The organism is Nocardia takedensis NBRC 100417 (genome assembly GCF_000308695.1).
GTDB lineage: Bacteria > Actinomycetota > Actinomycetes > Mycobacteriales > Mycobacteriaceae > Nocardia > Nocardia takedensis.
Genome location: NZ_BAGG01000017.1, coordinates 1 through 16,410, shown reverse-complemented (window position 1 = coordinate 16,410; position 16,410 = coordinate 1). Strand labels below are relative to the sequence as shown.

Sequence of the window (16,410 nt, the reverse complement as noted above, 5' to 3'; positions counted from 1 at the left end):
TGATCCAACGGATCTGGTTGACAGCGGCCGAATGCGGCACCGCCACACCCTTCGGACGACCCGTCGACCCGGAAGTGAAGATCACATACGCCGGATTCGACCCACGCAACGGAGCAAGACGCTCGACATCGGAAACCGGCTCACCCGAGAACCCCGACAGATCCAGATCATCGAGAACCAGCGTCGGCAACCCGAAACCATCGAAACCATCACGCGCAGTCGTCAACACACACACCGGTGCCGCCGACTCCAGCACATACCCCACACGCTCAGCAGGCTGATCCAGATCCAACGGCACATAACCACCACCAGCAGCCTGCACCGCACAAGCCGCGACAACCAGATCCACCGACCGACGCAGACCCAGAGCCACCAACGACTCCGGACCCACACCCTCGGCGATCAACCTACGCGCCAACCGATACACCTGGTCGGCGAACTCCACATACGTGAGCACCGCACCGCTCTGCGGATCGACCACGGCGACGGCATCCGGCGTAGCGACAGCCTGACGAGCGAAATCACCCACCAACGTCCCGGTGGTATCCAACCCACGCTCGGTCGCATTCCACCCCCGCAGCGACCGGTAGAGCTCGCGCTCGTCCAGCAGCGGGATATCGCCCACGGCGCGATCGGGATCGCCCGCGACCGCGCGCAGCAGTCGGACGAAACGGCGGCCGAGGTCGGCGACGGTGGCGGCGTCGAACAGGTCGGTGGCGTAGATCAACTCGGCGGCGATGCCGTCGGCGTTCTCCGACATGACCAGTTGCAGATCGAATTTCGCCACGTCGATGGGCAGGTCCACCGCACCCGCGGTCAGACCCGGCAGTTCCAAGGCGGTCTGGCCGGTGTTCTGGAACGACAGCATCACCTGGAACAGCGGGTGCCGCGCCTGGGAGCGGGCCGGGTTCAGGATCTCCACCAGTCGCTCGAACGGCAGATCGGCGTGCCCGAAGGCGGCGATGTCGGTGGCGCGGACCGTGCCGAGCAGGTCGGTGAAGCTCACCGCGCTCTCGACCGGTGTCCGCAGCACGAGGGTGTTGACGAACATGCCGATGAGGTCGTCGAGGGCGCGTTCGCCGCGTCCCGCGACCGGTGTGCCGACGGCGATGTCGTCGGAGCCCGACAGGCGCGCGAGCAGCACGGCCAACGCGGTGTGGGCGACCATGAACAGGGTCGCTCCCCTGGTGCGCGCCAGATCGACCAGCGCGCCGTGGGTTTCGGCGTCGATGGTGAAGGCGTGGGTCGCGCCGCGTCCGCTGGCGACCGCGGGGCGCGGCCGATCGGCGGGCAGGTCCAGTTGGTCGGGGAGGCCGCGCAGCGCGTCGGACCAGTACGAGATCTGCGCGGAGATCACCGATTCCGGGTCGTCCTCGGCGCCGAGGACTTCGCGCTGCCACAGCGCGAAGTCGGCGTACTGCACCTCGAGCGGCCGCCAGGACGGTTCGCCGCCCTCTACGCGCGCACTGTAGGCGATCATCACGTCGCGGGTGAGCGGGCCCATGGAGAACCCGTCGGCCGAGATGTGGTGCACGACCAGCGCGAGCACGTGTTCGGTGGGGCTGACCTCGAACAGGCGGGCACGGAAGGGCACCTCGACGGTGACGTCGAAGGCGGTCTGCACGAAGTCGGCCAGACGGGCGGGCAGATCGGTGTCGGCGACGTCGATCGGCGCCAGGTCGGGGATGACCTGCCCGGTCGGGACGATCCGCTGGTAGGCGGCGCCGTCGATCTCCGGGTAGTAGGTGCGCAGCGATTCGTGCCGCGCCAGCACGTCGGCGACGGCGACCTGGAGGGCCTGCCGGTCCAGCAGACCGGACAGGCGCACCGCGGCGGGAATGTTGTCGACGGTGGATTCCGGATCGAACCGGTTCAGGAACCACATCCGCTGCTGGGCCAGCGACAGCGGCACCAGATCCGGGCGGGTCTGCGGGGCCAGGGCGATCCGCGCCCCCGCGCCCGCCCGCGATTCCACGCGGGCCGCGAGCGCGACGACGGTGGACGCCTCGAACAGTTCGCGCACGCCCAGATCGGTGTCGAGCGCGCCGGACAGTCGCGCGGCGACCTGGGTGGCGCTCAGCGAGTTGCCGCCGAGGGCGAAGAAGTCGTCGTCCAGGCCGACCCGGTCGACGCCGAGGACGTCGGCGTAGATGTCGGCGACGATCTCCTCCACCGGCGTGGTCGGGGCGCGGAACACCGCGGCCTCGAACACCGGGGCGGGCAGTGCCTTGCGGTCCAGCTTGCCGGAGGCGTTGAGCGGGAACTCCGCGAGCACCATGACCAGCGCGGGCACCATGTAGGCGGGCAACTGCCTGGTCAGGTCCTCACGCACGAGGTCGGTGTCGACCGGGCCCGCGCCCGCCGCCACCACGTAGGCGACGAGTTGATCGCCGGTGCGCTGGTCGCCGCGCACGACGACGACCGCTTGGGCGATCTCGTCCAGACCGGTCAGGGCCTGCTCGATCTCGCCGAGTTCGATGCGCAGGCCGCGCAGTTTCACCTGGAAGTCGGTGCGGCCCAGGTATTCCAGTTCGCCGACCGCGTTCCAGGCGACCAGGTCGCCGGTGCGGTACATGCGGGACCCGTTCGCGCCGAACGGATTCGCCACGAACCGGTCGCCGGTCAGATCCGGCCGCGCGACGTAGCCGCGCGCCAACTGGACGCCCGCGAGATAGAGCTCACCCGCGACACCGACCGGCGCGGGCCGCAGCCGCGCATCCAGCACGTAGACCTGGGTGTTGAAGACGGGCGCGCCGATCGGGACGAGATCGGTGTCGGTGTTGTCGACACGGTGGTAGGTGACGTCGACCGCGGCTTCGGTGGGGCCGTAGAGGTTGTGCAGCGACGCGCCGGTCAGCTCGCGCAGACGGTGCGCGGGTTTGGGCGGCAGCGCCTCACCGGAGGCGAACACCATCCGCAGGCTCGTGCAGCGCGAGGCCGCGGCGTCGGCGACGAAGACCGCCAGCATCGACGGCACGAAGTGGGTCACGGTGACGCGCTCGCCCGCGATCACCTCGGCCAGGTAGGCCGGATCGCGGTGCCCGTCGGGCTTGGCGATGACCAGGCGCGCACCGATCTGCAATGGCCAGAAGAACTCCCACACCGACACGTCGAAGGTGGCGGGGGTCTTCTGCAACACCGCGTCGGCCGGGGTGAGCCCGTACTCGGACTGCATCCAGACCAGGCGGTTGACGATCGCGGAGTGCGAGACCGCCACGCCCTTCGGCCTGCCGGTGGACCCGGAGGTGAAGATGACGTAGGCGGTGTTCGACGGCCGCAGCGGGGCCCGCAGTTCGGCCGCCGACAGGGGTTCCTCCGACAGTCCCGACAGATCCAGCAGGTCGATGCGGACCTGCGCGGTGTCGATGTCCAGATCGGACCCGGAGGTCAGCACCGCGACCGGATCGGCGGTGGCCAGGATGTATTCGGTGCGTTCGGCCGGATGGTCCGGGTCCAGCGGCACGTACGCGCCGCCCGCGACGGTCACCGCGTACATGCCGACGACCAGATCGACCGAGCGCCGCATCCCCAGCGCCACGAACGATTCCGGGCCGACGCCGCGGTCGATGAGCCAGCGCGCCAGGCGGAAGACCCGCGCGGCGAACTCGGCGTAGGACAGACTCGTCCCCTCGAAGGTCAGCGCGGTCGCCTCGGGGGTGGCCTCGGCCTGCGCCAGGAACATCGAGACCAGCGTCGCGGTGGCGTCGAGGTCGTGGGCGGTGTCGTTCCAGCCCGTGGTGACCAGCGCTCGTTCCGCCGCGTCGACCAGTTCGATATCGCCGACGACCGTCTCCGGGTCGACGGTGATCGCGGTCAGCACCCGCACCAGGCGGTCGGCGATGCGCCGGACGGCGCCCTCGTCGAACAGGTCGCGCAGGTAGCCGGCGCGGATGCGCAGGCGCGAATCCAGTTGCGCGATCAGGGTCAACGGATAGTGCGTGGCGTCGGCGGCGTCGAGGTCGGTGACGGCCATCCCGTCGATGTCGGCGGCCTGGGCGCGGATGCCCTCGGCGTCGACCGGGTAGGACTCGAAGACCACCAGGGTGTCGAACAGTCCGGCCACGCCGGCCGCGGACTGGATCTCGGCCAAGCCGATGTAGTGGTGGTCGAGCAGGTCGGCCTGCTCGCCCTGGGTCCTGGTCAGCAGCGTGCGCGCCGATTCGGCGGGATCGAAGCGGACCCGCACCGGCACGGTGTTGATGAACAGGCCGACCATGGCCTCCACACCGGACAACTGTGCCGGTCGACCGGAGACGGTGGTGCCGAACAGCACGTCCTCGCGGCCGGTGATCCGGCCGACCAGGATGCCCCAGGCGACCTGGAGCACCGTGTTCGGCGTGACGCCCAGCGAACTGGCGACCTCGGTCAGCCGCGCGGTGGCGGTCTCGTCCAGCTCGAAGAAGTACTCCCCGGACAGCGCGGCGATCTCGCGGCCCGCGTCGGGACGGGCCAGCAGCGTCGGCTCGCTCACCCCGTGCAGCGCGTGCGTCCACGCCGCGATCGAGGCCGAATGATCCTGCTGGGTGGTCCATTCCAGGAAGTGCCGGTAGGAGCGGACCGCGGGCAGCGCGGTCGCGTCGGCGTGCAGCGCGTACAGGGCCAGCAGATCCCGCATGAGCAGCGGCATCGACCAACCGTCGAGCAGGATGTGGTGGTTGGTGACCACGAACCGCCAGGCGTTCGCCTCGGTCCTGATCAGCGTGAACCGGATCAGCGGCGGTTCGGTCAGGTCGAAGCGGCGCATCCGGTCGGCGGCCACCAGGTCGGCGGCGTCGCCCTCGGCGACCCGGTCGTATTCCGACCAGTCGACCCGCACGCTGTCGAGCACGATCTGCACCGGGTTGCCGTCGCCGTCGGTGACGAAGGCGGTGCGCAGGTTCTCGTAGCGGTCCACCAGCGCCTGCGCGGCCGCACGCAACCGGTCGGCGTCGACGCGGCCGGTCAGGGTCAGCACCGCCTGGGCGGTGTAGACGTCGACCGAGGTCGCGGCCAGGCGCGCGTGGAACAGCAGACCGGCTTGCAGCGCCGACAGCGGCCAGATGTCGGTGAGCGTCGGGAAACGCCGCTCCCAGCCGTCTATGTCGCGCTGGGTGACCCCGCGCGCGGTCGCGCCGCGGGCGGCGCGCACCAACGCGAAGTCCGACGGCGTGTGCCCGCCCGCCGCGGCCGACTGCGCGTGCCGCGCGACGGCTTCCAGCGCCGCGACCCACAGGTCGGCGAATTCGCGGACCTGGGCCGCGTCCAGCAGCGTCGACGGGTAGCCGATGTTGGCGGTCAGCTTGTCGCCGACCACGATCGCGTTGACGTCGAGCGGGGCCATCGCGGGCATGTCCGCGTCGTAGGCGCCGCCGAGGGCGCCCAGTTCCGCGGCGGGGATCCACCCGAAGCCGCGCAGCGCCTCCGGGACGTCGCTATCGGAGACCCGGCCCAGGTAGTTGAAGCTGACCTGACCGGGCAACCGCTGCGGCAACTCGCCCGCGGTCGCCGGGTTGAGGTAGCGCAGCAGGCCGTAGCCGATGCCCTTGTCGGGCACCGCGAGCAGTTGTTCCTTGACGGCCTTGACCGCGCGCCCCAGGGCGGGTCCGCCGCCGAGCGCCTCGTCCGTGTCGATACCGGCCAGCTCGAAACGCACCGGGAAGATCGCGGTGAACCAGCCGACCGTGCGGGACAGGTCGGCACCGGGCACGACCTCTTCCTCGCGACCGTGGCCCTCCAGGCGGATCAGCAGCGCGTCCTCCGGGCGGCCCGCGCCGCGCCGGGCCCGCCACGTCGCGGTGGCCAGCGCCAGCGCGGTCAGCAGACCGTCGTTGACGCCGCCGTGGAACAGCGCGGGCACGGTGGTCAGCAGGGCCTTGGTGACCTCGGCGGACACCTCGACGCTCAGTTTCTCGATGACGCCGGAGGTGTCCAGCGCCGGGTCCATCGCGCGCTCGGTGAGCAGCGGGTCGGGGGTGCCCGCGACCTCGCGCCAGTAGTCGAGTTCGGCGACGCGCTCGGCGCTCTCGGCCTCGCGGAGCAGGGCGTGCGCCCAGGCCCGCATACTCGTGGCCGGGGCGACCAACTCGGGACGCTGTCCGCTGCTGAGCATGCCCCAGGCCGTCACGAAGTCGGGAACCAGGATGCGCCAGGACACACCGTCCACGACCAGGTGGTGGGCGAGCACGATCAGGCGACCCGTGCGGGTGGGCTCCGACGGAGCCAGCCACACGAACCGCACCACGACACCGGCGGCCGGGTCGAGCCGGTCCAGCGCGGAATCCAGTGCGGCGTGGGCGATCCCGACCAGTTCCTGATCGGTGGCGGTGTGCGGGAACTCGACCCGCTCGATCAGCGCGTCCACGTCCACCGTGCCGGGCGCGGCGGTCTCGACCGTCCAGTCCTGGCCGTCGTGGCGCAGACTCGCGCGCAGCATGTCGTGGCGGTCCACCACCGCGCCGACCGTCGCGGCGATGCCCGCGCGGTCGATGCCCAGCGGAAGTTCCAGCGCCAGCGTCTGATTGAACCGGCCGAAGGAGCCGGGACGCTCGGCCATGAACCGGACGACCGGCGTCAACGGCATCGACCCGACGCCGCCGCCTTCCGGTTCGGCCAGCGCGGGCGCCGCGGCGGCCGCGCTGTCGGCGGTCTCGGCGACCGCGGCCAGACCGGCCACGGTGCGCTGCTCGAAGACGTGGCGCGGGGTGAAGGCCACACCGCGCGCCTTGGCCCGCGAGACGAGCTGGATGGAGACGATGCTGTCACCGCCGAGAGCGAAGAACGAATCGTCCACGCCGACCCGCTCCACACCCAGGACCTCGGCGAACACCTCCGCGATGGTCTGCTCCACGGGCGTGCGCGCCGCGCGGAACACGACCTCGGTCGCGAACACCGGTTCCGGCAGCGCCCTGCGGTCGAGTTTGCCGACCGGGGTCAGCGGCACCTGGTCGAGCACCATGATCGCCGACGGCACCATGTAGGCGGGCAGTCGCTCCTCGAGCGAGGCGGTCAGCTCCGCGATATCGATCGAACGGCCCGGCGTGGCGACCACGTAGGAGACCAGCGACACCGCGCCCGCGGCGCTCCTGTGCCCGAGTGTGGTCGCGAAGTCGACGCTCTCGTGCGCGGCCAGCGCGCTGTCGATCTCGCCCAGTTCGATGCGGAAACCGCGCACCTTGACCTGGAAGTCGGAGCGGCCGACGTATTCCACCGCGCCGTCGGCGGTCCAGCGCACCACGTCGCCGGTGCGGTACATGCGCTCACCCGCGACGTACGGGTTCGCCACGAAACGCTCGGCGCTCAGTCCGGCGCGCGCGTGGTAGCCACGGGCCAACTGGATACCGGAGATGTAGAGCTCACCGGCCACGCCCACGGGCACAGGACGCAGGCGGGCGTCCAGGATCAGCGACTGGATGCCGCGGATCGGCGCGCCGATCGGCATCGGGTCGCCCGCGCGCAGCGGCACGCTGATGTTGACCACCATCGCGGTCTCGGTGGGGCCGTAGACGTTGTGGAAGCGACGCGCCGAACCGTCGGCCAAGGGCAGCGCCCACTTGGCGATCAGCTCCGGCGGGTACGCCTCGCCGCCGACGGCGAGCACCTTCAGCGAATCGAGTCCGGTCGGGTCGAAGGTGGCCAGCGCGGCCGGGGTGATGAAGACGTGGCTGACCCGCTCGGCGCGCATCAGCTCCGACAATTCCTCACCGCCGTACACGCCGGTCGGGGTGACCACCAGCGCACCGCCCGGACCGAGCGCCAGCAACAGTTCCAGGATGGAGGCGTCGAAGCTCGGGGACGCGAAATGCAGTGCCCGCGAGTCGGAGTCGAGGCCGTAGTGCTCGATCTGCGCGGTCGCGAAGTTGGCGAGCACGGTGTGCGAGACCACCACGCCCTTGGGCACACCGGTGGAACCGGAGGTGTAGATGACGTAGGCCGGGTTCTGCGCGCGCAGCGGACGCAACCGGTGCGCGTCGGTGATCGGCGCGCCGTCGTAGGCGTCCAGGTCCAGATCCTCGAGCACCAGCCAGCGCACCGAATCGGGCAGGCCGGCGCGGGCGGCGGCGACCGTGATGCCCAGGGGTGAACCGGAATCGGTGACCATGTGCGCGATGCGATCGGCCGGATAGGTCGGGTCGACCGGGACGAAGGCCGCGCCGGTCTTGGACACCGACAGCGCGACGAACACCGAGTCCGCCGAGCGCGGCACACCGACCGCGACCAGGTCCTCGCTGCCCACGCCCGCCTCGATCAGCAGGCGGGCCAGCCGATTCGAGCGTTCGTCGAGTTCGCCGTAGGTCAGCGTCGTGCCCTGGAAGATCACCGCGGGGGCCTGCGGATCGCGCGCGGCCGCGGCGGCCAGCAGTTCCGGCAGGGTGCGCGGCGCGACGGCGGCGGGGCCGGTGCGCGCGATCAGATCGGCGCGTTCCTCGGCGTCGAGCAGTTCGATCGCGCCGACCTCGACCGCCGGGTCGGCGGCGACGGCCTCGAGCACCCGACGCCAGCGGGTGACGAATCCGGCGGCGGTGGCGGCGTCGAACAGGTCGGTCGCGTAGGTCAGCGCCAGCGACATCCCGGAACCGTCGGCGCGTTCGGCCAGCGTGAACTGGAGGTCGAAGCGGGCCACCGACTCCTCGAGATCCAGTGCCGCGACCCGCAGGCCCGGCAGTTCGATACTCGTGTTGTCGAGGTTCTGGAAGGCCAGGGCCACCTGGAACAGCGGGTTGCGCGACTGCGAACGCTCCGGGGCGAGCAGTTCCACCAGTCGCTCGAAGGGCACGTCGGCGTTGCCGTAGGCGTCCAGGTCGGTGCGGCGCACCCGGTCCAGCAGGTCAGCGAACGAGTCGCCCCCCGCCACGCCGGTGCGCAGCACCAGCGTGTTGACGAACATGCCGACCAGGTCGTCTAGGGCCTGTTCGCCGCGTCCCGCGATGGGCGAGCCGATCGCGATGTCGTCGGTGCCCGACAGGCGGGCCAGCAGCACCGCCAGCGCACCGTGCATGACCATGAACAGCGACGCGCCACGAGCGCGGGCCACCGCGTCCAGCGCGGCCACCAACTCGGCGGGCAGGTCGGCGTGCAGCGTGGCGCCGCGCAGCGAGGCCACGGCCGGACGGGGACGGTCGGCGGGCAGGGTCAGCTCGTCCGGCACGCCGTCGAGCGCCTGGCGCCAGTAGTCGACCTGACGGGCCAGCAGCGACTGCGCGTCGTCCTCCGCGCCGAGCACCTCGCGCTGCCAGATCGCGAAATCGGCGTACTGCACCGGCAGCGGGGACCAACCGGGATCGCTGCCCTGACTGCGCGCGGTGTAGGCGGTCATGACGTCGCGGGCCAGCGGGCCCATCGAGAAGCCGTCACCGGCGATGTGGTGCACGACCACGACCAGCACGTGCTCGTCCGGGCCGAGCACGTAGAGGCGCGCGCGCAGCGGAACCTGTTCGGCGACGTCGAATCCGGTGGCGGCGAACTCGGTGACGGCGGCGGTCACCGACGCCGGGTCGACCTGGATCGGCCGCAGGTCCAGCACCAGCGTCTCGGCGGGCACGATCACCTGGATCGGCGTGCCGCCGTGCTCCGGGTAGCGGGTGCGCAGCGATTCGTGGCGGCGCACCACGTCGGCGACCGCCAACCGCAGCGCCTCGATGTCCAGCGCGCCGGACAGGCGGATGGCCAGCGGCAGGTTGTAGGCCGCCGAGGAGGTGTCGTACTTGTTGAGGAACCACATGCGCTGCTGCGCGTAGGACAGCGGCACCAGTTCCCCGGCCCGGCGCGGCCGGGCGACCAGTCGTGCCCGCGCCGCACCGTCGGTGTGCGATTCCACCCGGGCGGCCAGCGCCTCCACGGTGGTCGCCTCGAACAGGGCGCGCACCGGGATCGACGCGCCGAGCGCGGCCCCGATCCTGGCCACCACCCTGGTCGCGATCAAGGAGTTGCCGCCGAGATCGAAGAAGTCGTCGTCCACGCCGACGCGGTCGAGGTCGAGGACCTCCGCGAACACGGCGGCGACGGTTTCCTGCACCGGGGTCACCGGTGCGCGGAACGCGCGGGCCTGCGCGGCCGGAGCCGGCAGCGCCTTGCGGTCCAGTTTCCCGTTGACCGTCAACGGAATCCATTCCAGACGCACCAACGCCGCCGGAACCATGTAGGACGGCAACAGATCCGCCGCACCCCGACGCACCGCGTCCAGATCCGGGACGGTATCCGGCTCGGAGACGACATAAGCCACGATGCGCTGATCGCCGGGCTGGTCCTCCCGCACGATCACCGCCGCCTGGGCGATACCCGACTGCGCGAGGACCGCGGCCTCGATCTCACCGAGTTCGATGCGGAAACCACGCACCTTCACCTGGTCGTCGGCGCGGCCCAGGTACTCCAACTCGCCGAAACGATTCCAGCGCGCGAGGTCACCGGAACGGTAGAGACGCGCACCGGGGGTCGTGGACAAGGGATCGGCCACGAAACGAGTCGCGGTCAGATCAGGGCGACCGAGGTAGCCGCGCGCCAATTGCGGTCCGGCCACATACATCTCACCCGCGACACCCACCGGGACCGGACGCAGGCGACCGTCCAGCACGTACACCGACAGACCCGCGATCGCGCGACCCACGATACTGCCCGACGCGGCCGCCACCGTGGCGGCATCCAGGGCACGGTAGGACACGTGCACCGTCGTCTCGGTGATGCCGTACATGTTCACCAGCAACGGACCACCCGAACCGGCCGTCCCGTCACCGTGGCGCGAGATCCAGTCCGACAGCCTGCGCAACTCCAGCGCCTCGCCACCGAACACCACATACCGCAGTGCCAGCGGGGTGGCGTCCTTCCCGGCATTCCGGTCGGCTTCGGCGAGTTGGTAGAACGCCGAGGGGGTCTGGTTGAGCACCGTCACCCGCTCGGCACGCAACAGTTCCAGGAACTGTTCGGGCGACCGCGAGGTGTAGTAGTCCACCACCACGACCGTGCCGCCGAACAGCAGCGGGCCCCACAGTTCCCACACCGAGAAGTCGAAGGCGTAGGAGTGGAACAACGTCCACACGTCCTGGGGACCGAACCCGAAATCACGATCGGTGTTCGCGAACAACCGCACCACATTGCGATGCGCGACGGCCACACCCTTCGGCCGACCCGTCGAACCGGAGGTGTAGATCACGTACGCGATGTGATCCGGGCTCAGCGGCGCACGGCGGTCGGCGTCGGTGATGGGCGCGTCGTCGGCGTCGACCACCGACCCGGTCTCCACGGCGAAACCGTCGAGCACGACGGTCGGCAGATCCACCGGCACATCCAGTTCCACGGTGGAATCGAGGATGACACTCGTGGGCCGGGAATCGGCGAGCACGTAGGCGATCCGCTCGGCCGGGTAGGCCGGGTCGACCGGCACATAGCCCGCACCCGCCTTGACCACCGCCAACAGCGCCACGACCAAGTCCAGCGACCGCGGCAGGATCACCGCGACCAACGACTCCGGGCCCGCGCCTTCGGCGATCAGCCTGCGCGCCAACACATTCGCCAACGCGTCGAGTTCGGCGTAGGTCAACGACTCGCCGTCGAACCGCGCCGCGACACGGTGCGGATGCGCCGCGACCGCCGCATCGAACAGGGCGACCAGCGTCAGGCTCTGATCGGCGAGCGGACCGGTGGCGATGTCCGCACCGGAGGACACCCACCGCTGCGACACGTCGAGGCGTTCGCCCTCGCCGAGCAGATCGATCTCGCCGACGATCACCGAGGCGTCCTCGGCCACCGCGCGCAGGACCCGCAGCAGGCGGTCGGCGAAGCCCGAGATGGTCTCGGCGTCGAACAGATCGGTGGCGTAGTTCCAGGACAGGGCCAACGAGCCGTCCGCGGATTCACCCACGGTCAACTGCACGTCGAACTTCGCCGTGCCCGCGTCGAAGTCGACCACGTCGAGTTGCACGCCGCCGGGCAGCGCGAGGGTGCCCAGTTCGGCCGCCGAGGCCGCCTCGAAGGTCAGCGCGACCTGGAACAGCGGGTGGTGCGACTGCGAACGGGTCGGGCTGAGCACGTCCACGAGACGCTCGAACGGCACGTCGGCGTGCGCGAACGCGTCCAGATCGGTGCGGCGCACCTGCTCGAGCAACTGCGCGAAACTCGCGCCCGGATCGATCTCGGTCCGCAGCACCAACGTGTTGACGAACATGCCGACCAGGTCGTCGAGGGCGCGCTCACCACGGCCCGCGACCGGCGTGCCGATCGCCACATCCGTGGCGTTGGACAGCCGCGCGGCCCAGGTCGCCAGGGCCGCGTGCACAACCATGAACAACGTCACCCCGTGCGCCCGCGCCACCTCCGACAGCGCGCGATGGGTCTCCGCGTCGAGGGAGAACCCGTGCAGCGCACCGGCGTTGGAGGCGATCTCGGGACGCGGGCGGTCGGCGGGCAGATCGATGCGGTCGGGCAGGTCGCGCAACCGGTCGCGCCAGTAGGCGACCTGCTCGGCGGCCACCGACTCCGGATCGTCCTCCGAACCCAGGACTTCGTTCTGCCACAGCGTGTAATCCGCGTACTGCACCTCGAGCGGCATCGCCGCGGGCACTTCACCGCGGGCGCGCTGGGTGTAGGCGGCGACCACGTCGCGCAGCAGCGGACGCAACGAGAAACCGTCACCGCTGATGTGGTGCAGCACCAGCACCACCACGTGACTGCGTTCGTCCAGACGCAGCAGCGCGGCGCGGAACGGGATCGCGGCGGTCACGTCGAAATGCGTGCTCGCCAGTTCCACGATGCGCGCGGACAGGCCGGGCAGCGTCACCGATTCGGGAACCAGGGTGGTGCGCACCTGATCGGGGTGCAGCACCCGCTGGTAGCCGACGCCGTCGACCTCCGGGTACACCGTGCGCAGCGCCTCGTGCCGCGAGAGCACGTCGTTGACCGCCGCCTCCAGCGCGGTCACGTCCAGTTCGCCGGTGAGCCGCAACGCGACCGGGATGTTGTTGACCGCGGTGGCGCTGTCGAAGCGGTTGAGGAACCACATCCGCTGCTGGGCCTGCGACAGCGGCACCAACTGCGCGCTGTCCCCGTCGGGCAGCGTGACGGCGGCCGGACGCGACCGCGCGGTCAGCGGGACACGCCCGCCCCGACCGGCGGCGGATTCCACCCGCGCGGCGAGCGCGTCGACGGTGGACGCCTCGAACAGCAGGCGGACCGGGACCTCGGTGTCGAGGGCGACGCCGAGACGGGCCACCACCTGGGTCGCGACCAGCGAGTTGCCGCCGAGTTCGAAGAAGTCGTCGTCCAGGCCGACGCGTTCGGCGTCGAGCACCTCGGCGAAGGTGGAGGCCACGATCTGCTGCACCGGGGTGGCGGGCGCGCGGTATTCGCGGGCCTCGAACACCGGGTCGGGCAGCGCGCGGCGATCCAGCTTGCCGGACGGGTTGAGCGGGAAAGCGTCGAGGACGACGAAGGCCGTCGGCACCATGTAGGGCGGAAGTCGCAGCGACAGCGCCGCTTTCACCGCGTCCAGCTCGAGCGGGCGTTCGGCGTCGGCCACCAGGTAGGCGACCAACTGATCGCCGGTGCGCTCGTCGGCGCGGACCACGACCACCGCTTGGGCCACCGCGTCCTGCGCGGTCAGGGCGGTCTCGATCTCGCCGAGTTCGATGCGCAGACCGCGCAGCTTGACCTGGAAGTCGGTGCGGCCCAGGTACTCCAGCTCACCGTCGGCGGTCCACACCACGAGATCGCCGGTGCGGTAGGCGCGTTCGCCGTCGCGGGCGAACGGGTTGGCCACGAAACGGTCCGAGGTCAGATCGGGGCGGCCGACGTAGCCGTGCGCCAACTGCGCGCCCGTCAGATACAGCTCGCCCGCGACACCCGCTGGAACGGGATGCAGACGCGAATCCAGCACCAGCACACGGGTGTTGAACACCGGGGCACCGATCGGGACGGTGACCTGGTCGGCGTCGGTCACCTCGTGGAAGGTGACGTCGACGGCGGCCTCGGTGGGACCGTACAGGTTATGCAGGCGCGCGCCGGTCAGCTCGCGCAGACGCTGCGCGGTCGTGGCGGGCAGCGCCTCGCCCGAGGCGAAGACGTTGCGCAGTCCGGTGCACTCCTCGGCGCCCGCCTCCGCGACGAACACCGACATCATCGACGGCACGAAATGCGCCGTCGTCACATGCTGGTCCACGATCGTGCGCACCAGGTAGGCCGGGTCACGGTGCCCGTCGGGCTTGGCGATGACCAGGCGCGCGCCGACCTGCAATGGCCAGAAGAACTCCCACACCGACACGTCGAAGGTCGCGGGCGTCTTCTGCAACACCACGTCCTCCGCGGACAGCCCGTACTGGGCGTGCATCCACACCAGACGGTTGACGATCGCCTCGTGCGAGACCGCCACACCCTTCGGACGACCGGTGGAACCGGAGGTGAAGATGACGTAGGCGGTGTTCTGCGGGCGCAGCGGCCGGTGCCGGTCGGCGTCGGTCAGCGGTTCGTCCGAGAAGCCGGACAGATCGAGTCGGTCGATCCGCACCTGACGGGTCAGGGTGGTCGCCAGGTCCGCTTCGGAGGTCAGCACGCACACCGGTCCCGCCGAACGCAGGATGTGCTCGATGCGCTCGGCCGGATGGTCCGGGTCCAGCGGCACGTACGCGCCGCCCGCCGCGTTCACCGCGTACAGCCCGACCAGCAGGTCCAGCGACCGGCGCATGGCGATGCCGACGTAGGACTCCGGCCCGACCCCGGCCTGCTTGAGCCAGCGCGCCAGGCGGTGCACCCGGCTCGCGAACTCGGCGTAGGTCAGACTCGTCCCCTCGAAGGTGAGCGCGACGGAGTCGGGGGTGCGCGCGGCCTGCGCCTCGAACATCGAGACCAGCGTGGTCGCGGCGTCGCCGACCGGCGAGGTCAGCGCGGCGTCGACCGGGAATTCGCTGTCGTTCCAGCGTTCGAGCACCTGGACGCGCTCGAAGTCGTCGAGCAGATCGATGTCGCCGACCGTCACGGCCGGGTCGGCGGCGATCGCGCGCAGCACGCGCAGGAACCGCTCGGCGAAGGAGTCGGCGAATCCGGCGTCGAACAGGTCGGTGGCGTAGAGCAGTTCGGCGTCCATGGGCGAGGTGCCTGCCTCGCGGCCCTTGCCGCCCCTGGTCTCGCCGAGGGTCAGTTGCAGATCGAATTTCGCCGTCGGCTGGTCGATCTCGAGTTCGGAGACCCGCAGACCGGGCAGCTCCAGGCTGGTCCGGCCGAGGTTCTGGAACGAGAGCATCACCTGGAACAGCGGATGCCGCGCCTGCGAACGCGCCGGGTTGAGCACCTCCACCAGACGCTCGAACGGCACGTCGGTGTGCGCGAACGCTTGCAGGTCGCGTTCGCGCACCTGGGCGAGCAGGTCGGTGAACGAGCCCGCGACGTCGACGCGCGAACGCAGCACCAAGGTGTTGACGAACATGCCGACCAGCTCGTCGAGGCCCTGCTCGCCGCGACCGGCGGCGGGCACGCCCACGGCGATGTCGTCGGTGCCCGACAGGCGCGCCAGCAGCGCGGCGAACGCGCCGTGCACGACCATGAACAGGGTGGTCCCGGCGGCCTGCGCGACGTGATCGAGCGATTCGACCAGCTCACCCGGCACCGAGAACCGGTGCGTGCCCGCGCCGTAGGAGGCCACGGCCGGGCGCGGACGCTGCGAGAGCCGCAACTCCTCCGGCAGCGCCGCCAGCGCGTCGCGCCAGTAGTCCAACTGCGCGCGGATCAGCGACGTGGGATCGTCCTCGTCGCCGAGGGTTTCGCGCTGCCACAGCGCGTAGTCGATGTACTGGACCGACAGCGGCGACCAACTCGGCGCGGAATCCGAGCGCCGCGCGATGTAGGCCGACATGAGGTCGCGCACCAGCGGCCGCATCGAGAAACCGTCGGCGGCGATGTGGTGCACCACGACGGCGAGCACGTAGTCCTGGGTGGTGTCGCGCCAGCGCTTTCCGTTGCCGCTGTCGACGCGGTACACCCGCACCCGCACCGGCGGTTGCGCGGTGACGTCGAAACCGTCCAGCGCGAATTCGTAGAGCGCGCCGGGGATCTCGTCCTCGACGGCCGAGCGCACCTCCAGCGTGGGCACGGCCCGCGCCAACGGCAGCACCTGCTGGTAGGCGATGCCTTCGTGCGACGGGTAGACGGTGCGCAGCGATTCGTGGCGGGCCACGACATCGGCCAACGCGTCCCGCAGCGCGTCCAGATCCAACTGGCCGTGCAGGCGCACCGCGACGGGGATGTTGCTCGCGGCGGATTCGGTGTCGAACCGGTTCAGGAACCACATCCGCTGCTGTGCCAGCGACAGCGGCGGGAACTCCGGGCGGGGGCGCGCGGACAGTTGGGCGCGTCCGCCGGTACCCGCGTTCGCCTCGACCCGGGACGCCAGCGCGGCGACCGTGGGGGCTTCGAACAGCAGTCGAACCGGCACACTGGTGTCCAGTGCCGTGCTCA

At 70.7% G+C, this 16,410-nt stretch carries 1 protein-coding gene; it reads right to left on the bottom strand.

Annotated features, from left to right (window positions below):
- A partial coding sequence (locus ON30_RS03890) for a non-ribosomal peptide synthetase (protein WP_040704264.1) occupies positions 1-16,410 on the bottom strand: 16,410 nt, incomplete at both ends.